Source organism: Microbacterium sp. 4NA327F11 (assembly GCF_005503465.1).
GTDB lineage: Bacteria > Actinomycetota > Actinomycetes > Actinomycetales > Microbacteriaceae > Microbacterium > Microbacterium ginsengisoli.
Map to the genome: position 1 here is coordinate 98,225 of NZ_SCOB01000008.1, position 22,269 is coordinate 120,493.

The following is a 22,269-nucleotide window of genomic DNA, read 5'->3' on the forward strand; positions in this document are numbered from 1 at the left end:
GTGCGGCGTCAGCCGCTGACCGGCCCCGCCGGCGAGCTGCCTGGCCGAGATCGAGGTGCCGCATCCGGGTCGCGCGCCTCTGTTGCGGGCGCTTTCACCGGCGACCCCGGGCAGCGGAGGGTGAACCAGCATGCCTTCGCGACGGGGCGGCGGTCCTGCAGCCCGTACCGTCCGCAGACGGGGCACGCGGCGACGGTGACCATCGGGCTCATGCGAAGCATCGGGAGGATGTGCGCGAACCGGTCGATGAGGTCCTGCTGGATCGCGGTCAGGTAGACGGTTCGGCGGACATCCTCGGTCGCGCTCAACTCCACCAGCTGCTGCCACGACTCCACATGCAGCAGGCGCATCACGATCGTGGCGATCTGAGCGGCTTGGGCGGCCTCGGGAATGTCCGTGCGATGGCGAACACCACGTGCCGATTTCGCTTTCGTCGCCCTGACCATACTCACCACATGCGCGGTCCCGTGACGTCAGTCGCCGGCGCCGCCCGATCCGGCCATCGTCGGGCTCTGGAACGTGACCGTCTGCTTCGCCGTATTGCAGCCGCTGAAGAACTGCACGTCCTGAACTCGGGAGGCCGCCTCCGGGTCCGGAGTGCCGATTGCGTACGCGACGACCTGCACCGTCGTCCCACTGCTCACCGGGTAGTCGGTGAGCGGGGTGACCGACCCGACGTACCGGATCGGCATCTCGCCCATGTGCCCGAAGTTGTAGACCCTCATGAACCCGTTGAGGCTCCACTGGGGAGCGGTCGCGGGGATGTCGGCGCCTGCGAACGCTCGAAGCCTGAAGGTGATCCGCTGCACCACCTGCTGACCGGAAGGGTCGAAACCCTCCTCGCCTAGGATCGTCGCACGATCGCTCCCGCTGAGCGGGTCGGATATCTCGTCGACGGCGACGAGCAACGCCGTTCCCCCGGTCATCTGGCACTGCGAGCCTTTGATCACGGCGACCTGGCCGACGTTGAGCAGGTCCGCCGCGGGTGTGTATGCACTGTCGGCAGGGATCCCGCCCACACCGAGCGGCAGGCTGTCGGGAACGGTGAGCGGCGCGAATGCGCCTGCCGCTCGACCCTCACGGGATGGCGCCGGCGGAGTGGAGGGTGACTGCAGGGTGAGGGTCGATGATGAGGTCGGGATCGGCGCCGGGGCCGTACAGCCGGCCAGCGAGAGTGTGATCGTGGCGAAGGCGAGGACGATGAGGCGCCGCGGTCGGATCATGGTGTGGCCTTTGGTGTCGGCGTGGTGCTGGATGGGTCGAAGTTCGGCAGCCCCGTGTCGTTGTAGGCCGGGGAGATGTTGACGTGCAGGTGGTTGCAGGTGTCGTTGCCTTCGTACACGCCCGCGGGGAGGTTCAGGGGCGCGCTCCGACACTCAGACTGCCCGATGAAGGTGTAGTACGGGTCAGTCCCCGCGCGTGCCGGCAGATATGGGAGCAGAGCGGCGATGATGCGCATGCTCGTGGGGTCAGCGCCCGTTGCTCCAGGGCCGGCGAAGTCGACCGCGTGGCCCCCGCCTTGGATGGAGTGGTAGGAGCCGGCGATGCTCGTTGAGTCGGTGCCGGTGCAGTCGTTGTTCCGGTTCAGTGACGAGATGGTCACCTGACCGATCGCGTTCGCGGCGACGCTGATCAGCTGGAGGATGCCGAGGTTGAGGTTGCAGCGCGTGTCGCCGGCCGCGACCATCTCCAGCTGCTTGCGGGGCGATTCGTAACCGGCATCGTCGTTCAGGAAGAGCACCTTCCCGCTCGTGAGGATCCAGTTCGCGAGGGCCCGCTTGTCGCCGGAGACCACAGACGACGCGCTGCACGACGCTGCCGAAGAGCTCCCGCTCGTTCCGGCGCCCGCCCAGCCTGTTTCGACGGGCGGCGCGACGGGAGGGGAGTCGGACGACAGCGACGCCCAGAGCGCCTCGGCGACAGCAGAGGATGTCGAGTAGGCGTCGGGGCCTGAGACCTGCACGCTCTGCGCGACGGCCGCGTTGTCGGCTGTGCGCCAGTTGGGCACGCTCAAGTTCATGACGGTCAGGAACTTCCCCGCCGCGTACGCGGGGTTCATGAGACGACCGATCACGCCGTGAGGGTCCGAGGACCATGTGGACGTCTGCCACTCTCCCCAGCTGTAGACGGCCTGCTGCTGCATGATGCCGAGGGACGCATGGTCGCTCCCCACCCCATCATTCGGGAGGGTCAGGCTGTAGGCGAGCTCCGGGTACGAGCTCGTGTCGACACTGCCGTCCTCAGGCCCGACGACCCCGTCGTTCGCAAGGTTCCGCAGCCCGCTCTCGGTCACAGCGACCATCAGTGCAATGACCGCGGCTTTCTCCGCGTCGTCCGCGAACATGGCTTTCGATAGCCCGATCACCGTTCGTGCGTTCGCGAGCTCCTGGTCCGTCCACGACCGCCCACCGATCTGCGTCCCGGCGCTGCTGCTCGGCTGCGGTGTGCTCGACGCCGCCGACGCCTGTTGTGCGCATGCGTCCTCTCCCAAGGCCCATGAGCGGGCCTGGTTCACGATGGCTGCGGCTTCCGGTGCGCTGAACCCGAATGCGGTGAGCGCTGTCGTGTACACGGCGGTGACGGCGTCCGACTTCACCCTGCCGTCGCCGCTGGTGGGGATCGTCATTGCTCGCTGCGCGAACTGGTACACAGCCCCCGCGGCGAGATCACGGTTCTCCGATGCCGGGTCGGCCGTGTTGACCTGCCCGGCGAAGGACGCAATGTCTGCGTCAGGTTTGCGCTGCAGGATCGCGAGCACGAGTGGCCACGGGAGACGGTACTGCTCGCCGAGCGCTTCAGCGTGCCGTGCGGTAGCGTCATCGACCCCAGAGTTGGAGACGGAAATCGCAGTGTTCTGATCGCGGCCGGCGCCGATCGACGAGATCAGTCCGGCCGCGACGACAGCTGACCCGGTGACGATGAGGATGACGACGGTGAGCGCCGCGATCGCACCCGTGATGACAGCGCGCCGCACGCGCTGGTCTTGGAGGAGGCTCCACGCTGCGCTCTTCGCCGCCCCGCCCGCGGCGCCCGCAGCTCCGCCCACGACGGCGCCCTGAATTGCTCCGGCGACGACGGCGGACCCCACCCCGACGGCGGCGTCTCTCGCGAGCGAGGGGAGCGATCCCGCCGCTGTGTCGTTCACGGCCGCGGTGTCGTCGGGCTTGCCGACGTCTGGCGCTTCACCGGTAGGACGGTGCTCTGCCGTGTCGTCTGTCACGCTCTCGCTCCGAATGCCAGGGTGCGTTCGGGGAACCGGTGCACCTCTACCGTGTTACCCCTGCGGCGATCAGAGCCGCTGCGGCTGGCCGTGCTCCCAGTACTCGCTGGTGCCGTCGCTGTGCGTTCGTGCGGGCTTGCCGACGCGGTGCAGCAGACCGTTCTCGTAGTACTCGACCGTGCCGTCGTACCCCTCGTAGGAGGGACCGTCGGTGCGGTGGTGCACGCCGTCGCGCATGTAGTGGCGACCGGTTGGCGCGTCGATCGCGAGGTCGTAGCCTCCGGGGGTCTGCTCACGGAAGACGCGGATGGTGAGCGGCCGTGTGATGTCCTCGCCCGTGGTGACGTCGGCGTCGAGGCCGGCTGCGGGTGGGCTGTTGCGCTTCTGAGCGAACTGCCCACCGGCGGGGGTTCCGCTGGGTGCGTGGAGGTTGCCGCGGTCATCGCGAGTAGTAGCCATACATCCACGATGTGCGGCGAGCCGCTGAAAGTGTGCACTCACCCGCAAGATGCGTTGACGCTCACCGTGCCCGAGCCTGTTGCGGAGGCTGTGTACGTTCCCGCGGGACCGGTCACGGTGACCGAGGTGCTGCCAGTGCCGCTCGATGATCCGTCCGCAGGGCCGGTGACGGACAGCGTGACGGTGCCGCTCGTTGCTCGGGCGACGAAGGTGACCTTCACGGTGCCACCGGTGCAGGTGATCGCACCGTGCGCGGTCGCTTGCCCGCCTCCGCCACCCCCGGTTCCGTTCGTCCCACTCCCCGAGTTCGAGCTGCCCCCACCGCCGGACGCTGCCGACGTCTGCGGTTTCGGTGCGGGCGCCTGAGTTGGGGCTTCCGTCGGGGCAGCCGTGGGCGGGGCCGCCGCCTCGAGTGCCGTCGTAGCCGCGTTCAGAGCGGCACTGGCGGCGGTGAAGTCCTCCTCCGTCGCGTCAGCGGAGGCGAGGACCTGTGACGCGTGTGCGAGGGCGGCCTGCGTGGCCGTAATCACCTCACCGACGACGCCGCTGTCGCGTTTCGCTTGGAGGAGCGCTGTCGCGGCGCCGACGTCCTGGTTCAGGGCGTCTCGTGCGGCGTTCGAGGTCGCCGTCGGAGTGGGGGTCTCAGCCTGAGTCGGAGGTGGGGAGGTGAACAGTGCAGGGATCCGCTGGGCGACGCTGCTCAGTGCCGGGCCTTGCCAGATTGCCAATGGCACTGCCGCGGCAAGCACGAGCGCAGCGATCGTGATCCGAGCGGTGCGCCCGCGAAGGACCCAGCGCGCATCATCGGCACGCGAACGGTACAGGCGCACGCGATCGTGGTCGAGGTCCGAGCGGTTCTTCACGAGAGTCCTTTCCGTCGGAAACGGCCCGGCAGTGAGGTCACTGCCGGGCCGTTCGGTGGTGTCCGCTCAGAAGACGTCGTCGTCCGAGCCGGCGGCCGCACCCGCCTGGGCGGTGGCGTAGGCAGGCTGCGCGCCGGGCGCTTCCTGCGGCTGCGCGTACTGTGGCTGCTGCCCGTACGGCTGCTGGGGCTGCTGAGGCTGCCCGAACTGCTGCTGGCCGTACTGGGGCTGCTGCCCGTACTGGGGCTGCTGCGGCGGCTGACCGGCCGGAGCACCCTGCTGGGCGTACTGCGGCTGGCTCACCGGCGCCTGGCTCTGCTGAGCCACCGGAGCAGCTCCCTGAGCGTTCTGCTGCCCCGACGGGCTTTTGGTGAACACGGTCGTCCCCCATCGCAGCGAGACGGCGAGGTCCTCGAGCTCCAGCTCGTAGACGGTGCGGTTCTCCTGCGTGCGAGCGTCCTGGTACGAGCGCTGCTTGAGCTTGCCGGTCGCGATGACCTGCATGCCCTTCGACAGCGACTTCGCCGCGTGCTCGCCCAGCTCACGCCAGGCAGCGGTGCGCAGGAACGTCGCGGGGGCGTCCTTGTAGGTGCTCGACGCACGGTCGAACACCCGCTCGTTGTTCGCGATCGTGAAGTTCGCGACGGCGACGCCATCCTGCGTGTACCGGAGCTCCGGGTCCGCGGTGAGGGTGCCGACGACCGTGATCGGGATTCCGTTCATTCTCTAGTTCCGTTCCGGGCCTCGAGGCCCATTCCGATGGTCACTGCCGGCTCCCGGCAAGTGAGCGAGCCGCATCCGGCGGCCCACATCTTCTACATGCGCGGTCCCGTCACCCAATCGCGTGGAGCGCCGGTTTCGCCTCACTCGAGAGCTGCCGCAACGCCGCGCGAAGGACGTCCTCGGGCGTGGAACCGGAAGCGGTGGCGAGTGAGGCGACGAGCGACGCGGCGATGTGCGTCATGCCCGCGAGCGTCGACGGTGCATGGAACCCCTGAAGGCGTGCCAGGAACTCCTGAGGGTTCGCCGTCGCCGCCGAGTACTCGAAGAGGAGCTCCGCAGCCGAGCCCAACGCCTCGTCGCCGGTGCGCGGAGCGTGAAGACCCGCGAGCACCGCATCACGGAGGAACGGCCACACACGCCGAGCGATCTCCAGGTCCTGGCGGATGTCAGCGTCAGCGCGGTGAGCCTTGCGCTCCCGCTTGTCGAAGGTTCGATCGCCCGTCGCCCGCCGGTACACCTCCGCGAACTGCGAAATGTCGACGGGGCGGTAGTAGAGCTCTGCGCTGAAGGCCGGCATCCAGGTCGCGAAGTGGTGCTGGTCGAAGTGTGAGACACCGCCACCGGCGATCTGGAACGTCGTGACGCCGGCCGCCTTCCACCGCCCGATGATCTCCAGCAGGCGCGTTTCGACGTCCGCGGTCGTCGGCGCCAGATCCCCGATCGCATGGAGGTCTGCGAGAAGCCCACTCTTCGTGTGCATCGCCCGAAGCACATCGTCGGTCGAGATACGCCGGAGCGCGGCGGCTGTCGGCTTCACCACGGTCGCGAACGACTCGAGCTCGTTCAGCTCGGTGTCCGTCACGATCACGGCGAGCTCGAGAAGGTCGCAGTCATCGTGCAAGCCGTCAGTCTCGCTGTCGGCCCAAAGGAGGATCTCGGAAATCGCGTCAGTCATATCTCACACATGCGCGGTGGTGAGAGCGCCCTCTCCCGCCCCGCGCACATAGGCGGCCACCGTGTCGTTGAACGGCTTGACGATCCCCGTACGTGCCTTGTGACGGAGGCAGGTGTGGCCGGTGGTCGTGTTGTACCAGCGCCCGCAGCTGCCGCACTCCTCGATGGACACTCGAGGCTTCCCCTTCACGAGGCGGTTGTAGGCGCTCCCGGGGCTGAACGCGTTCCGGACCTGCTGGTAGACGGCCTTGCCGACCTTGTAGCCGTAGACGCGATCGCCGAGCTTGATGACCATCTCCTGGGACACCTCGTTGTAGCCGACACCATGCACCCACGTGGACTCGGTCCCGTCGAGGGTGGTGCCGGCGCCTGCGAGGCGCTCCCGACGCTTCGCAGCGAGGTCGCCGATCTCCCGCAGCGCGCGCGATGGACGCCGGGACTCGAGGACGGACGACACCGCCTCGCTGATCTTCCACGACGCCTGCGAAGGCATGCCCAGCGCGCTGACCGACCACCGGTCCGGGCCCTCCTGGGTCACACGCACGTAGCCGGCGATGACCTGCCCGCTCTCCCCCTCCGCCTGAACGGGGACGTCGAACGTCTGCTGTCCGATCTCCTGGGAGTAGCGGCGGATCGTGGTGGCGGACGGCATGCGAATGGCGATCCCCGCGCCCTCGTACAGGATCCGGTGGACCCGGCGGTGCCCACTCAGCGAACGCCCCGACCCGCGCGACGGCGTGTAGTCGTCAGGCATCTGGTGGAACGTGTCCGTCGGTCCGATCTCTGCGCGCCGGAAGTGCTCGTCCCACCACGAGTCGATGCTGGTCGTCGCGCGGACGCTGCCGGCGACCGACGGGCCAGAGCTCGCCAGAAGGTAGCCCTTCTCCGCGAGCAGCGCACGTCGTGCGAGCAACTCGCGCACGTCACCGGTCGACTCCGACGCGTCCGTGAGGCTGCTGCGTGGTGGTGTCGGCACGCGGCCGGCGAACTGGCCGCCGCCGACGGCGCCGATCGGGCGGTGGATGTTCCCGTGACGGTCGATTGCACTCATACCCACCATGTATGCGGCGACCCCGAAAAGCGTGCACAGGCCGACTGCCGCTACTCCACGACGACCGCCAGAAGCGACTCGCCGCCCTGCTGCAGGACGACCACGCCGGGGTTCAACCCAAGGAGGCCCTCGATGGTGTCCGCGACGGAGAGGTCGTACGCGAGCTGCGGGTACGGGGTCGACGACGCGGCCGCGAGGGCTTGACCGATGTTCCACCCCCGAAGCGTGGGAACGTCGGTCGGCGCGACCTCCACCCGTGTCACCTCCAGTGCTCCGACACGGGTGGTGACGGTCACGCTGCCATGGGCGACGACACCTGACCCGCCGGCAGCCATCTGAGCACGCACAGCAACGAGAGTCTCCGCCAGCGCCACATCGGACGGAGGGGTCGGCGCGATGACCTCGGGCAGCACCACGGTGCGCATCGGAGGCGCGAGCACCGCCACAGCTGCTGGGGCAGGGGCTGCCGCCAGGGCAGGCGCTACAGGCTCCTCCGGCCAGACGACACCCACCGCCTCGGTCACCACGGGGGCGCCGTCCGACTCATGCACGGTCGGCGAAGGCTCCGCGATGGCGAGGAGATCGTTTCCGTCTGCGCGGCGGGTGAGGTCGATGCGTGGAAGCGGTGACGACGGCCACTCACCGCGGACCTCGTCAACCACTGGCACACGGCTGATCGACGCGACCGAGAGCTCCTTCACCGTGACGTCTTCCGCATCCGGGTCCTCGGGGTCTCCCGGGATGAACGTGTGCCGCACGCGCGCTCGCGCGACGACCACATCACCAACCGCGGGCACTCCCCCGCCCTGCTTGATGTCGGTGAGCGCCCGATCCCAAATCGTGCCACCGATGCTCGAGGTCGAACCTTCCACGCGGATGTTCGCGAGCCGGCCCTTTCCGTACGGGCGCTCCGCCCATGCAGCGAGCACACCGAGCACGATGACGTTCGCCCCGTCCGCGTCAGGGATCCGGCCGACCGGAGTGGGACGCGCGTCGAAGTCCGCCATGCCGGTCACCGAGGGGATGCGGTATGCGCGGACCTGCTCCTGCAGGGCGATCAACGGGTGCTCACCCAAGGTGATCCCGAGGGCGATCCGCTGGCGCGCGGAACGCTCCAGAACACCCCATTCCATAGCCGGGGTGATGGTGGCGGCCGTCACCGCACCGATCGTCGTCATCTGGCCGAACCGCGGACCGAACGCATCGGCCGCACCGGAGTTGACCATCGCCTTCAGATGCGCGGAAGTGATCGCCGATCCGGTGCCGTCCGGCCGCAGGACCCGCCGATACACATCGTGAAGGCTGGCGTACGGGCCGCGCGCGTTGCGCTCGTCGGCGATGAGAGCGCCGAGCGCCCCCATATCCTTCACCTCAGCGAGACCGATCCGGATCGATGTGTCGCTCTCCGGTGCCGTCGACGCGTTGATGCTGTTCACGTCAGGCGGGAGGACCGTGATCCCCTCACGCTTGAGGTTCACGAGGACCTGGTTGCGCTTGTCTTCCTTGTCGGTCACCGCCAGTGTCGCGGCCGCGTACGCTGCGGGCCAGTTCGCCTTGTAGAAGGCGGTCATGAACGCCAGTGCGCCGTACGTGGCGGAGTGAGCCTTGTTGAAGAGGTAGGACGCTGAGCCGAGCATCGCGTTCCAGATGACCTCGGCTGTCTGCGCCGAGAAGGCGATGCTGACGACGTTGCCTTCGTCGTCGCGCACCTCTGTCACCGCGCCGGCACGGAACTTCTCACCGACGGCAGCCATCACGTCCGCCTTCTTCTTGGAGACCGCCTTGCGCAGCAGCGAGCGTCCCGCCGCGTCGAAGCCGGCCACAACTGTGCCGAGCTGCATCAGCTGCTCCTGGTAGACCCACACCGCATGGGTTTCACCGAGAACCTTCTCCAGTTCGGCCTGCTCGCGCGCGTCGGTGGTGAACACGCGGTAGTCCGACGCTTCTTCGCCGCGCTTGCGCCGTGCGTACGCGGTGTGCATGTTCGCGGACATAGGGCCCGGCCGGTAAAGGGCAACGACAGCGGACTGCTCGTCCAGCGACCGAGGCGCAACCTGCATGCCCAGCTCGGTCATCTTCGCCGACTCCATCTGGAAGATTCCAGCTGTGCGGCCCTCAGCGATCAGCCGCCATGCGGCATCGACACGCTCGGCGTCCACCCCTGGCGAGGGCTGGTCAGGGTCGGGAAGAGCGAGCGGGTCGATGGTCTCGCCGGTGGTCTCCAGGATGTACTCAGCAGCTCGTTCGATCACATCCAGCGTTCGAAGGCCGAGCACGTCGACCTTCAGCAGACCGACCTGTTCGGCTTCCGGGCCGGTCCACTGCAGCACCCACCCGCGCGTCTTCGACAGGCGCAGCGGGACAATATCGGCGAGCGGCTCCGACGAGACGATGACGCCGGAAGCGTGCACGGAGAACACCGAGATCACATCCTCGAAGGACGCAGCGATGCCATGGATACGACGTGCGACCTCATCGCGGTCGTACAGGCGCCGATACTCCGCCGTCGACGGATCGTCCGGGTTGAGCAGAGCTGCGATCGGCATCGGCTTCGCCTCAACCATCGGCACCAGGTCGGTCATGACCTTCCCGGTTCGCTGCGCGTCGAGCACGCTCGCCGCGGACTTGATGGCGGCACGCGATCGCGCGATCTGGAACGTCCCGATGCTCGCGACATGGTCCTCGCCGTACTTGTCGCGCAAGTACTGGATCACTTCCTGACGGCGCCCCTGCGGGAAGTCGATGTCGATGTCGGGCGGCTCACTACGCCCACGCTCGTAGAAGCGCTCGAAGAGCAGTCCGTAGCGGCGAGGCTCGATCTGGGTGATCCCCAGCAGGTAGGCAACTTCCGATCCACCCGCAGACCCGCGGCCGGGGCCGACGAGGATGGGCTTCTTCTCGGGACCGCCGGGCACGCTCGATCGAGTGGACCGAGCCCAATCGATCAGGTCGTGCACGACGAGGAAGTAGTCGACCATTCCCGCCGACTCGATGACATCCATTTCTGCCATCACGCGCTCACGAAGCGGCCCGTCGATCCCGCCGTAGCGCGTGCTCGCACCCTCCCGCAGCAGGTGGAAGAGGTAGTCCCTGTTGGTCGCGAACCCGTCAGGGATCACGAACGTGGGCATGAGGTTGCGAGGGTGAGGGAGGGATCGCTCAGCGCATCGCCCGGCGATCACCTCAGTCGTGTCGCAAGCGTCCTGCCACCACTGTTCAGGTCGGAGCGCGCGCATTTCCGCTTCGGAGCGAAGCCAGTATCCGCCCCCGTGAAACTGAAACTTCGGCTTGGCGAACGTGGACTTCGACTGCACCAGAAGCCAGGCCGCGTGAGCTTCCTGCTCATCCTCGTGCGTATGGTGCGCGTCGTTCGTCGCGACGACACCCACGCCATGCTTCCCCGCGAGCGCCACGAGCTCCGGAAGCGCGGCGCTCTCGGCGGCGTTCCCGTGCTCCATGACCTCCACGTAGGTGTTCTCGGCGCCGACTGCGGCGATGATCTGGAGAAGGTTCTCCTCCGCTTCGTCCCAGTTTCCACGGACGGCGGGGCCGAGCACGGGGCCGCCCAAGCATCCCGTCAGGACGATCAGGCCATCGCTGTGCGCGGCGAGGGCGGACATGTCGATGCGGGGCTTGTGCCAGATGCTCTCCTGGGCGAGGTTGTTGAGCTTCACCAGGTTCCGCCACCCCTCCGGGGTGCGGGCGAGGACCGTGAGGTGCATGTACGCGCGCGCCTTCATCCCCGCGTGCGTGGAGTCATCTTCGTACTCGTCCTCGGTACGCTCGCTGCCCTCGTCGGTGCTGTTGTCGTCCGTCGGCACCCACACGGGTGTGCGGGCATGCCGGTCCCCGGCGGCCAAGTAGAACTCGCACCCCGGGATGAACTTCACGCCCAGCCGATCGGCGACAGCCTGCGCCGCCCACGCGGACGCGAGGTTCCCGTGTTCGGTGAGCGCGAGAGCAGGCTGCCCCAGCGACTCGGCTTCCTTGAAGCCGTCAGCGAGACGGATCATTCCGTCAAGCGCGCTGTACTCGCTGTGAACGTGGAGGTGCACGAAACCCACGGCTCACGCTCCTGTCTGTTGGGACTGTGTACTAGACACATGCGCGGCGCGGCGCGAAAACTGTGCACGGCTCCCCGAAGGAGCTGTGAGCTCTAGTCGCCGTCGAGCATCGGCACGAGCTCGCTGAAGCGCACGGGGATGCCGCGCAGGCGGGTGACACGGGCCGGAATGTTCGGGTCGCTCTCCACATCGTTCTCCCCGACGATGCGAGCTTTCACGGTCGTCTCGCGCCCGTTCACAGGACGCTGGTAACGGCTGTGAACGAGGGCGCCGCCTTCGTCCTCCCACACCTGGTTCCAGCTGTCACCCGCCTTCTGTCCGGCCGGCACCAGCGAAGGGTGCTCGCGCTGGGCGAGGTTGAAGGCGTTCGCCGGCGACAACAGCGCCACGAGCTCGGTGCTCGCCACCTTGTCGCTCGGGACACCGAGGAAGCCGATGGGCGTCCCCTGGGGGACCCAGTCGCCGGTGCGCGCATCCACACGCCAGCCGGCGGCCGCGTTGATGGCGTCCGCGTTCTCGCCCGACAGGATCGGCTTCGAGCCGGGGATCGTCGGGTGCTCCAGGTGAGCCTTGCCGGCCTCGAGCACGTTGCGGACCGCTTCAAGGAGGTTCCGAGAGTTCGAACGCCGCTTGAACTCGCGGAGGTCCTGAGCGGCCAGGTCGATCATCGCGCCGCGAAGCTGTCCGATCTCGCTCGGTCGCGCGAAGAACGGCTCCATGGCGGGGTCGCGAGGGTCCAGCCCCGCCCACAGACCGAGCGCCTGCAGGACGTCGAGAGTGACGAACAGCTCAGCGAACATGCCCGCCCGGCGTGCCGAGTCTCCGGTGCTGATCCCGTACCGCTCGAGGAGCTCGTTCTGGATGTGAGTCTTCGCGGCGTCGATGCTGGAGCGCACGAACTCGTACTTCCCGCGCCACGTGTCGAGACGGTTGAATCGGACCTCGCGGCGGAGCATCGGGAGTGGCGTCTGCTCCACGTCGATGTTCAACCAGAACCGGATCATCGCTGCAGTCAGCCGCGCGAAGGGGTTGTCCGCGCCTCGCGCGACAAGCTCGATCTCCCGTGGCCGGTCCCGGTCGGTGCGCTTGGTCGCTGCCGCCAAGTGGATGCTGATGTATCGCTGCTGGATGGAGCTGGTGTCGCGGCGGTTCTCCGCGGTGAAGATGTGAAGGGCGCGCGGGCGGGACACCGTTCGCTGGTCGCCGTCTGCGGTGCCGCGCCGCTTGCCGGCGCCGTTGAAGTTCGATCGGATCGCGTCCTCCACGGCGGACTCCTGGCGCTCCGAGGTCGAGCGGGACACGTTCGGGGCGAGGTCGTCGATGACGTAGATCGGCGTGCGCGCGACAGAGTGCTCACGCGCCGCGGCCGTGTCGGACGCCTGCCCGGGGAGGTTATGTTCGGTCCAGATACCGGGCCGGGGTCCCCAGAACGCCATCACGAAAGACGCGAGGTAGCTCTTGCCGGTGCCGGGCGCTCCGGAGATGTAGACGTTGATCGACGTCTGCGACGGCACGGTCGGTCGCAGTGCGCAGGCGAGCATTGTCGGGCCGACAGCCGGAAGGTTCCAGCCCGGGTCGGTGATGAAGGCTTCGACAGCAGCCCGAATGTCGCTGCGAACCTGCGCCTTGTAGCCTTCCAGGTCGTCGGCCTCGTGGAATGCCCAGTAGGTGTCGGCGACACCGTAGTTCGACGCCATCGGCATGATCTCCTCGGTCACGCCCGGACGGTTGTCGCGCTCGTCCTGCGCGGAGCTTCCGAGGGACTGCTCGCCGATCACGAACACCGGCTCCCCCGACCGTGTGGGCACCCAGCCCATCGTGTCCCAGCCGTTGAGGACGTCCTGCTCGTCGAAACGGTTCGCCTTGATCGCTGCGAGGAACCCGTCACCGATGCGGTTGCGCGGCGGCCACGCTGGGTGGCGCAGGATGTCCGCGTGGATCATCGCGCCCTTGCGCCCCCAGTCCGCGGGTGCGAGCTCGAGGATCGCGCGTGGCCCGGTGATCTCGCGAACGATGGTGTCGCCGGTGGTGTCGTCGGTCCAACGAAGCTCGATCGTGCAGTCGCCTTTCGCGGACTCGAGCACCGCGCCGGGTCGGCGCGCGTCGCCGTCGCGGACATTCGTGTCGGCGAGGGTGCGCAGGTTCGAGATGCGTGTGACCCGGCCGCCGATGGGAACGCGTTCCTCCCAGGCGTACGTCACACCACCGAACTCGTTCCCCCGCTCGATCTTCGCGTACTCGATCACGCTCGCACCGTCATCGGCGACCCGGAACTCTCCCGGCTTCCATTCCCGGTTTCTGTGCGGCTCGTTCGGGAGCGTGTCCTCGACGAGAGTGATCAGCTCGCTCCAGGGGCCCACATGCGAGAGGTAGTCGTCGACACCCAGCTTGGTGCCGCTCGCCAGTCCCGCGAGAATCGCGTTCTTCTCCGCGTCGGCGCCGCCAAGGTCGAGGAGCTTCGGGAGCCCCTGCTTCGCCTCGCCGATCAGGCGCCACATCTTCGCCGCCTGGCTCCACACGTTGTGGTTCTCGCGGAGGTCGCCGTCGAAGGCGATGAGGACCTCGCGGTCCTTGAAGATGAACTGGGCCCACTCGCTGTTGTTGTGCCAGTTGGCGACACCCGCGATCGATAGCACGGGAACCCGGTCGAGCTCGGGGATCCGCAGCAGAAGCTCTCCCAGCCGCTCACGGGCGTCGGTGACGGACCCGTCGACGGGCGCCAGCTCCGCGTGCGTGATGCCGGCGCCGAGGAGCTGAGCGCTGAGGGCGGAGTCGCCCTTGATAGCGCCTTCAGTGATGAGGAACGTCGTCGTGCGCTCGAACCATTCGATCGGCGTACCAGGGTTCGCGTCGATCACTGTGGCGGAGGAGGCCAGGAACTCGTACTTCCTGACCTTGTGTGTGATCGGGTCCGGGAGCGGGTCGCTCGGGCGGATCTGGATAGATGCCGCCTCGACGGACCGCCCGAACTTGAACAGCTCTGAGGCGCGGAACCACGGGATCACGGTGAACTCGTGGTTGGCCTTGGTGAGCATCTTCAGGCGGTTCTGCACCTTCCGCTCCTCGGCCGTGTAGACGCGGGACGCTACCGCCTTCGCCGTGTCCGCGTCCTCGACGGTCTCGTAGCCGCGGGCTTGCGCGACGAGGGGCGCGACTTGGGAGTCGGCGAGCTTCTCGGCTCCGGAGAGCCGCACGATGGCGGCGTAGTCCTCAACGGTCCATCGTGCCGACGGGGTGCTTCGTGTCATGAACGTAAGGCGGCACGGCAGTTCGATGCACTCGGCATTCTGATCGAGATCGCCGTCGCATTTCTGTCGCGGCCTGTCAGGCCGACCCCTTGAACTGGGCAGCGATCCCAGTCGAGAGTAGGGAAAGACCCGGCCCGGCGATTGGTTGGGCCGGGCCGCGCATGTGGAAGGCATGGAGCACCTCACTGCGATCACCTCGTCGGCGTTCGAACCCGACGCCATCACGCCTGCCGTGATCGTCCTCGCCATCGTCGCGAACGCGGCGTGGGCACTCCTGTCCATCCGCGATTGGCGTGCTCGTCGCGCGTATCTCGAACGGGAGCGCGAGAACCGCGAGTGAGGGCCGACGTCATGCCGCATATAGGGCATGACCGATGCCCCGACCATCGGCGTCGTAGGCAACGCCCACGTCGCCGCCGCGCTGCATGAGCTCGGGTTCCATGTCGTCACCGGCGATGCCTTCCGTCCAACCGCGACCGAACTGAGTAACCGGCTGAGTCTCGGTGAAGAGTTCCCGATCGTCGTCTGCGATGACGATCAGACTCTCGCGATCGAAGCGTGGACGATCTCCACGGCGCGGCGGACCCATGTCGTCGTCCTCGGCACGCGTCCAGGTGTCAACCTCCTCGCCGGCAGCCCGAACCGTCTCGAGCTGCCGGCGACGGTGAACGACCTTCTCGCCAGCCTCCGGTACGAGGGCACCCCACGACCCATCGGATCGCACATCATCGAACCCGACGGCACCGTCCATGACCTCGTACCGGCTGCTGCGCCGAGCGCCCCCACCCTGCGACCCCTGCCTGGTTCGGACTCGTCGACCTTCACCACCACGCCACCCCCATCCGCACCGCCGGCGCATGCCGCGGCAGAGGAGTCACCCGCCGGCACTGTGCAGGGGTTCCCCGAGGGCCTCTTCCGGAACATTCCGGCCCCCGCGAACACCGCGCCCGTGGCGCCGCCCGAACCCCCAAGGGTCGCGCCGGAGCTGCCCATCGTCCCCACGCTGCCTGTGATCCCCGCGCGCGACGACGCTGCCCCGCCGGAAGGCGCGGTGGCGTTCACCGTTGAAGACCTCGACGACATCGACGAATACCTCGAGGACGACGAACCGATCCCGCCTCGGGACCGGGACGCCCGCCGTGCGCCGTCCGATGACGCTGCAGTCTTCCCTCGCGCATACCCGCCGGAGACGCCCACGGTGATCGAGCGTGCACCGTCCCCGCAGACAGCGCCCTACGACGCCCGCACCGATCGAACATCGGAACCTGACGAGGACGACTACTTCTCCCGGCGAGCGACAGGCCGGCAGTCTCACTTCGCGCCGAGCCGCAGCCGCCAGGGCGAGCTCGTCATCGTCGCCGCCGGCAAGGGCGGCGTCAGCAAGTCATCGACCGTCCTTCTTCTCGCCGACCGTGCGGCCGCACGCGGGCAGACCGCTGTCATTGTCGACGTGAACCGCGGGCAGCCGGACGTGCGCAAGTACCTTCGCATCGGGAACGCATCGCTGCGCACCGCCTACGACGCGTACGAGAGCGGAGACCCCCGAGACGCCCTCCTGCGCCCCGCCGACTACGGACCCATCCGCGCGCAAGCCCGCCTCGACGCACCAGACTTCGCGGTCGTGCTCGGCCCGCCACCGGAGTTCGCAGCCCCCGAATACGTGTCGCCGCGGGTCTACGGCGAGATCATCGACTACGCCCGGAGCATCGCGGACATCGTCATCGTCGACACACAGATCCTCGAGGCACACCGCACCGACCTCTGGGACGACCTGCTCATCCCATACCTGCGCGGGGACGCATGGCTCGTCGGTATCGCCGACGAGTCCAACCCTGGCGTCGCGAACCTCCTCGACCGGCTGACCGAACTGCGCCAGCAGGACGTGAGCGGGGCACGAACCCTCATCCTCGCCGCGAAGTACGACAACTTCAGCAGCGACGACGTCGCCTACTTCCAGTCCCGGTTCGGAACACTCGGGTCTCTGATCGGGAGCACGGGTCTCGACCCGCACTTCCACGACCGACTGAACCTTGGCCAGATCAGCACACCCTCCCCCAGCGTGGACCCCGCCATCCTCGCGATCCTCGCGAAAGTCACCGGGCGTGACGACCTGTACGCCGTCCGGGAACAACGCCGCCGCGGCCTCTTCAGCGGAAGGCGGGGCAGACGATGAACGTCACATTTCGATCAACCCGCGTAATGAATCGGGCCGCATCGCCTCTACCTACACGCCACGGCGCGATGGGGATCCTGCCGGGCAATCACAATCACGGGGGTCGAGCATGTACGCACTGAGCGCGCACGGTCGCGAGGAGTTCCCCGTGGGCCGCGCACTGGCCCGACACCTGACCGGCACCTCACAGATGGTCGCCGCGAATGCTCTGCTCGCAGACGGTGCGCTGCCCGACGGCGGCGCCATCCTCACACTCCCCCAGTTCGCGATCTGCCGGTTCGCTGACGCGGAAAGCATCAACCGGGTCCAGTGGGACGGTGGACACACCGTCAGGCTGCTCGAGCACGGCCAGCGTGCCGAGTTCGCCTGGAAGATCGAGGACAGCTCGCTCCCGACGGTCAGCGGAACCCTTCTCGTGGAGGTCGACTCCACCGGCGAGCTCGTGCTCATCGGCGATGCGCCGACAACCCCCGGAGGGACGGCGCCCGCGCTCCACTCCGCGACCACCCGAGCCGACCTCGAGCGCACCCTGAAGCGAATCAGCGAGAGCGGATCGCACGACACGTTCGGGCTGATGGCCATGCTTATCCCGTACACGCGCCGATCCGTGATGTCGGCAGCGCACCGTGTGTACCGCGAGATCCACGGTCTCCCGGACGACACCGGCGGCCCGGTCATCGACGCCATCGAGTCGGAGACGGTAATCAGCCGCATCGTCTACGGCGATGACGGTTCGGACTCCTCGGTGGTGACCCGTCTGCTGCGCCGCTGCGCGGTCACCGACATCACCGTCCGGAAATCCACGATGAACGTCATCGCGTGGGCGATCTGGTCATCCGCGGAGACCGCCGTTCGAAACACAATCGGTGACCCTCACGCGGGTCGGGTGATCCGGCGGATCGCTCGCCTGATCAACTCGACTGACCCGGACGAGGTGCTCGCCGCGTACCGAAGCGCGTACCCGAACGCGCGAATGGGAGTCTCACGCGTGCACGCTGCGCTCACCGCCAACGCGACGGTCAGCGCACGAAGCGATACCAGAGGAGCCACCGGATGACTCGCCCGAGCGTGAGCGTCGCCCAGATGTCGGCCGCCCATGCCAGAGTGGTGCGCGCTGAATGGCACACCAGTGTCAGCCTGGGGCTCACCACCCTGTCCGACGTGGTCCGCGAAGCGTGCTCGCCCACCGGCCGCCCTCTCCTCCGAATGAGCCTTCTCCGCCTGCTCGCTGAGCGACCGGGCGAGGGCCCAGCGTCAGCTCTTCGGATCCTCAACCTGACGCTCACCACACTCGGCCTGCCGCGTGCGTCACGAGCGCAAGCATCCCGGCTGAACATCCAGTGGCTCGTCGACGGCCGCGCCGGCGGGCGTCGCATCCTCGCCTTCACGGACGCTTGCGACGCCAAGGACGAACCGCCGTGGCCCGGGTTCCCTTACGCCGCGGCACCGACAACCAACGCCAGACCGGGGGTACAGGCATGGGCGTGATACTCAGCGAGACGCTGATGAGGCGAGCACTCGCACGGATCGCGACGACCGACGGGGATCTGCGCACGCGCGCAACGAACGCTCTGATCGTCAAGCTGCACGAGCGTGAGGTGCTGAAGGTGTGGGGGCAGAACCTCGCCGCACACTACGGTCGACGCTCGGACGCGGAGGACATCACCGGCGTCGTGAACGAGGCCGTGCTCGTCGCCGTGACGACACTCACGACCGAACGTCTGAGCGTCGCCGAGAACGCCGTCTCCTACCTCTACTTCCAGGCGAAGGCAGCGGTCGCGCTCTGGCTGGACTCCCCCGCCGTCACGATCGCCTCCGCGATGACGGGAGTGAGCCGGCGCCACCGTCTCGCGCAAGCCGCACGCGCTGAGCTCACCTCGCTCACCGGCGCCGAGCCGACGGTCGACGAGATCATCGAGCACGTGAACAATCGACTGTTGGAGACCCGCAAGGACGCACGCAAGCAGGGTGTGCTGATCAGCCGTGAGGATGTCGACGGGCGGTGGTTGCGTCCGCATTTCGCGATGAGCGCGGCGACCGGCTTCGAGCTCGCTGGCGGGTGGCACGCGCCGGAGGACGACTACACGACCCCTGCAGAGGCGGCGATCACCGTCGCACAGCTGCAGCGCACCGCCGAGCAGATGTTCCCCGGCCGGGATGGTGTCGCGATCGCGGATGCGATCGCCGAGTGGTCCCAGATGGTGCTGGACGGGGAGCGTCCCACAGCTGTCCTGATGTCCGCGCGCCTCGGCATCGGTCGCCGTGCGGCGTCAGAGCGCATCCGGCAAGTCGACGAGGTCCTCGCCGCGTTCAGGGAAGCCGGAAGCGTCTGACGGTCTGCGGTGTCACTCACCTGAGAAGTAGTGCCCGCCAGCCACTTCGACGATGTCACCGAGGCGGAGCGGCTCGAGAAGGTCGGCGCCCGCGGCATCCCAGTCGATGTGGGTGAGCGGCCAACGGGACACCCACAGCTCGGCAATACCGACAGTGGACTGTGCCCAGATCGCTTGCGCGAGCTCCGCGTGCGAGTCGAACTGACCGATGTACGCACGCGTGGCGATCTCGTCCGCATCCGGCGGGTGGTTGCCCCCGAACCGGACCGAGAGGTACGCGCCTGCGGCGTCCTTCGGCGGGCTGATCGACTCAGCGTGCGAATGCATCGTGGACCCCATCGAACCGATCGTCTCCGCCCACCTGAGCCTCGAGCGTGCTGAACCCGCCATCGGAGGCCACGATCCCGTCGAACAGCGCGAGCGTGTCCACCGCGGCCGCCTGGCGTGCCTTCCGCGGCGCCGGCGGGGCGACAACCTCGACATCAGGTGCCGGTGCGAGGAAGGTGACGATGTCCGGCGAGTGGGAGCGCTTCGTGAAGGCGAGCGACACGACCTCCTCGCTCGCGGCCAGCGCCGCCAGCGGGGCAGCCACTGCCATGAGACAGCCGAACAGAGAGTCCATCCGGGTGAAGTCCCAGTTCCAGTACGACGCGGTGTGAGCGAAGTTCAGAGCGACCGAGGTGGCCGTGAACGCGTACAGGAACACGCGGGTACGCACCCGCTCACGACGGGGAGTCCCCCGCCATTCCTTCACGGACAGCGAGATCGTGTACGTGAGGATCGGGCCGTCGATGAAGATGGCTGCGAGCCAGGCGACGCCGGTGGACGCACCTGTCCAGGTGCCGGCTTGCGCGATCGCGGTGAAGGAGAAGATGTACGAGGCCGCCATGATGATCATCACCAGGACGATCGCGAGGATGGCCACCCACGGCCGGTCGAGGCTGACCGTGGCTCCGCGCGTGCTACGAGCTGACATTGAGCACCTCCAGCAGGGGCGTGGTGATGCTGTCCATGCGCTCGCGAACGACCTGCCGGGCGAGAGACTTCGCCGCCTTCTGCTGACGGGACGCGGACCAGGTCACCTTCGCCGCGGGCGCCGTGCCGGCGGAAGCGAAGCTGACAGCCTCACCGGTGCTCTGCAGGATGAAGATGTCCTCGCCGCTGTCCTCGATGAGGATCGTGTCGGCCTGGAGCTTCGCGATCACATCGTCCGGGAGGACCTCGACGACGCGCTGCTCGATGAGATCCGGTGCCACCGCGCGGACATGCTCGATCATCGCCGCCATGTTGAACGACAGGCTGCGCGGCCCCTTCGGCTGGTAGGCTACCGGCCCGAACGGCGTGCGGATGTCGTCAGGGAACTGGGCGTCGGCGTACTCGTCGAGGAGCTTGACCTTCTGCGCCTCCGCAGCGCCAGCGAACGCATCACGAATCGACGTGAGGATCGCGTACTGCTCCGCCGCGCTGAGGCCCTCGAACCCGAGATCGGCGATGACGGGAGCCGGCGGCGTGGCAACGGGCGCAGCTGGCGCTGCATGGGTCGTTGCTGGCGCGAACAGGTCCTCATCGTCCGCGATGTTGTACTTGGTCATTGCTGCGCTCCGGATCGAGTCTCGGAGGGGCGTTGTGCTCCCTCGGTTTCCACATGCGCGGTCTGCGCGCCGTCCGGGTTCCCCTCCACCCATCCGCCGCGCGCGAGGTAGCCGGGAAGCCATTCCAGGCCACGCTGGTCCAGGTGTCGGATCGCGCGGGTGACAGCGACGTAGGCGAGACGCGCCTCCTCCGCGAGGATCGGCTTGGGTGCACCCTGACGGTCGCCGGGATCCCTGAAGTCGTCGCTGATGCGGACGTGCTTCCACTCGAGGCCCTTGGAAACATGGGTCGTGGAAACCACCGTGCGCGCGACGTCGGCCGGCACACACGAGTCGATGACGCGGACGACCTTGTCGGCGCCCACGCGCTCCACCACGTCGACGAGAGGCTTGAGGTCACCACCGTCCTCGGACAGGGCGTAGTCGACAACATCCGCCCATGTGTTGAAAGCCTCAAGGTCAGGGTGCCGGGTGAACTTCTTGGTCTGCAGGTCGCTCGCGGCCTGCGCGAGGTCGCGCAGCTCCTTCGCCTTCCGCTCACCGGCGATGCCGGTGGAGACACCAGAGAGCTGCGATTCGACGGCCTCGTTGAGCGCGCCACCGTTCGTGCGCGTGAGCACCGCCTCGGGGATGCGCTGCGAATCCCACACGCTGGATGGCTTCCCGGGCAGGCCGCGGACCCTCAGCTCGGGGTCGGCGCCGAGAAGATCCAGCCACGTGTTCGCGCTGCCGGCGATCGCATCGCCGAAGCGGAATGACATCGTGAGTTTGGTTCGAATGCCCCCGAACGCGTCCATCGCGTTCTCCGCACCGCGCCAGCCGTAGATCGCCTGGTTCCGGTCGCCCACCACGATGATCTGCGCGCTCTTCTGGTTCAGGAGGACGGAGGTGATCACCGGGTCCGCGTCCTGCGCCTCATCGAAGAGGATGAAGTCGAACGGGAGCTGCGGCCGACTGAGAGCCCAGCGCTTCAGATAGGCATCGTGGGTGTACTTGAGGGTCCCGTCAGTGCGCTGCAGGTCAGCCCAGTAGCGGTTCGCGAAGCCCACGATCGTCTCGCGGAGGCGCCGGTCAGCCGCCGCGGTGAGCCGACCGATCTCCGACGGGATCGGGACATGGTCGACCGTGATCTGCTCGTCAGTGCTGTGAAGGTACGCGTTGACGGTGTCAGTGGCGTAGCGAACAAGCTGCTGGCGGCTGATCGCGCCCGAAAGTGCGCCCTCCCCGCTGGCGAACACGTACTTGTCGTTGATCCCGAGCACCGTCGCCTTCTCCGACCAGAGCACGGGTCGGCGGGACTCGAGACGGTGCCGCATCGGCGCGCCGAAGTCGGCGAAAGCGAGTGCGTGCATCGTCTTCGCGAGCACGCCGGTACCCGAGAAGCGTCGGGCAGCTTCCGAAGCGATCGCCTTGTTGAAGGCCGCGTAGAGCCCCTTCCGTTCGGGGAGGGCGGCTGCCATGAACTGCAGCGTCGAGGTCTTCCCCGTGCCGGCCAGAGCTTCGACGACAACGTGGTTTCCGGAGATGTACTGGGTGACCGCGTGATGCTGCTCGTCGGTGGGTGGGAACTGCGGCATGGGGTGCCTTTC

The 22,269-nt window shown here is 67.8% G+C and carries 18 protein-coding genes; 5 read left to right on the plus strand and 13 right to left on the minus strand.

Annotated features, from left to right (window positions below; all coding sequences use genetic code 11):
* Positions 1-8: 8 nt before the first annotated feature.
* The 9 genes from FFS51_RS07215 to FFS51_RS07255 form a co-directional block, all read right to left on the minus strand.
* Positions 9-350, minus strand: coding sequence for a hypothetical protein (locus FFS51_RS07215; protein WP_137877911.1), 342 nt, complete (start codon positions 348-350; stop codon positions 9-11).
* 123 nt (positions 351-473) lie between these two features.
* A complete protein-coding gene (locus FFS51_RS07220; RefSeq protein WP_137877912.1) occupies positions 474-1,223 on the minus strand; it encodes a hypothetical protein in 750 nt (249 codons plus the stop codon).
* Positions 1,220-3,220, minus strand: coding sequence for a hypothetical protein (locus FFS51_RS07225; RefSeq protein WP_137877913.1), 2,001 nt, complete (start codon positions 3,218-3,220; stop codon positions 1,220-1,222). The genes FFS51_RS07220 and FFS51_RS07225 overlap by 4 nt, the downstream gene beginning before the upstream one ends.
* A 69-nt stretch (positions 3,221-3,289) precedes the next feature.
* A complete protein-coding gene (locus FFS51_RS07230) occupies positions 3,290-3,679 on the minus strand; it encodes a hypothetical protein (protein WP_137877914.1) in 390 nt (129 codons plus the stop codon).
* Positions 3,680-4,608: 929 nt separating this feature from the next.
* Positions 4,609-5,265, minus strand: a complete 657-nt coding sequence (gene ssb, locus FFS51_RS07235) for a single-stranded DNA-binding protein (protein ID WP_137877915.1) — start codon at positions 5,263-5,265, stop codon at positions 4,609-4,611.
* A gap of 109 nt (positions 5,266-5,374) precedes the next feature.
* Positions 5,375-6,166, minus strand: coding sequence for a 3'-5' exonuclease family protein (locus tag FFS51_RS07240; protein ID WP_137877916.1), 792 nt, complete (start codon positions 6,164-6,166; stop codon positions 5,375-5,377).
* A gap of 57 nt (positions 6,167-6,223) precedes the next feature.
* Positions 6,224-7,270, minus strand: a complete 1,047-nt coding sequence (locus FFS51_RS07245; RefSeq protein ID WP_137877917.1) for a KTSC domain-containing protein — start codon at positions 7,268-7,270, stop codon at positions 6,224-6,226.
* Between the two features lie 50 nt (positions 7,271-7,320).
* Entirely contained in the window at positions 7,321-11,334 is a 4,014-nt protein-coding gene (gene dnaE / locus FFS51_RS07250) for a DNA polymerase III subunit alpha (RefSeq protein WP_137877918.1), read from the minus strand.
* A gap of 92 nt (positions 11,335-11,426) precedes the next feature.
* Positions 11,427-14,582: a hypothetical protein gene (locus tag FFS51_RS07255; RefSeq protein ID WP_137877919.1), complete on the minus strand. Its 3,156-nt coding sequence runs from the start codon at positions 14,580-14,582 to the stop codon at positions 11,427-11,429.
* A gap of 172 nt (positions 14,583-14,754) precedes the next feature.
* Between FFS51_RS07255 and FFS51_RS14655 the strand changes: the two genes are divergently transcribed.
* From FFS51_RS14655 to FFS51_RS07275, 5 genes are all read left to right on the plus strand, one after another.
* Positions 14,755-14,922, plus strand: a complete 168-nt coding sequence (locus FFS51_RS14655; RefSeq protein ID WP_171006131.1) for a hypothetical protein — start codon at positions 14,755-14,757, stop codon at positions 14,920-14,922.
* Between the two features lie 27 nt (positions 14,923-14,949).
* Positions 14,950-16,755, plus strand: coding sequence for a hypothetical protein (locus FFS51_RS07260; protein ID WP_137877920.1), 1,806 nt, complete (start codon positions 14,950-14,952; stop codon positions 16,753-16,755).
* A gap of 109 nt (positions 16,756-16,864) precedes the next feature.
* Positions 16,865-17,812, plus strand: a complete 948-nt coding sequence (locus FFS51_RS07265; RefSeq protein WP_137877921.1) for a hypothetical protein — start codon at positions 16,865-16,867, stop codon at positions 17,810-17,812.
* Positions 17,813-17,823: 11 nt separating this feature from the next.
* Positions 17,824-18,243: a hypothetical protein gene (locus FFS51_RS07270; protein ID WP_212742788.1), complete on the plus strand. Its 420-nt coding sequence runs from the start codon at positions 17,824-17,826 to the stop codon at positions 18,241-18,243.
* Between the two features lie 17 nt (positions 18,244-18,260).
* The gene (locus FFS51_RS07275) at positions 18,261-19,088 is read left to right on the plus strand and encodes a hypothetical protein (RefSeq protein ID WP_137877923.1); all 828 of its coding nucleotides are present in this window, start codon (positions 18,261-18,263) and stop codon (positions 19,086-19,088) included.
* Between the two features lie 12 nt (positions 19,089-19,100).
* Here FFS51_RS07275 and FFS51_RS07280 read toward each other — a convergent pair whose 3' ends face one another.
* Genes FFS51_RS07280 through FFS51_RS07295 form a run of 4 tightly spaced genes read right to left on the minus strand, consistent with a single transcriptional unit; the run spans position 19,101 to position 22,257 of the window.
* On the minus strand, positions 19,101-19,415 hold the full coding sequence (locus FFS51_RS07280; RefSeq protein WP_137877924.1) for a hypothetical protein: 315 nt from the start codon (positions 19,413-19,415) through the stop codon (positions 19,101-19,103).
* Complete coding sequence (locus tag FFS51_RS07285) at positions 19,399-20,064, minus strand: DUF2637 domain-containing protein (RefSeq protein ID WP_137877925.1); 666 nt, start codon at positions 20,062-20,064, stop codon at positions 19,399-19,401. Before FFS51_RS07285 ends, FFS51_RS07280 begins: the two co-directional genes overlap by 17 nt.
* Complete coding sequence (locus FFS51_RS07290; RefSeq protein ID WP_137877926.1) at positions 20,051-20,680, minus strand: hypothetical protein; 630 nt, start codon at positions 20,678-20,680, stop codon at positions 20,051-20,053. The genes FFS51_RS07285 and FFS51_RS07290 overlap by 14 nt, the downstream gene beginning before the upstream one ends.
* On the minus strand, positions 20,677-22,257 hold the full coding sequence (locus tag FFS51_RS07295) for a UvrD-helicase domain-containing protein (protein ID WP_171006132.1): 1,581 nt from the start codon (positions 22,255-22,257) through the stop codon (positions 20,677-20,679). Before FFS51_RS07295 ends, FFS51_RS07290 begins: the two co-directional genes overlap by 4 nt.
* Between the last annotated feature and the right edge of the window lie 12 nt (positions 22,258-22,269).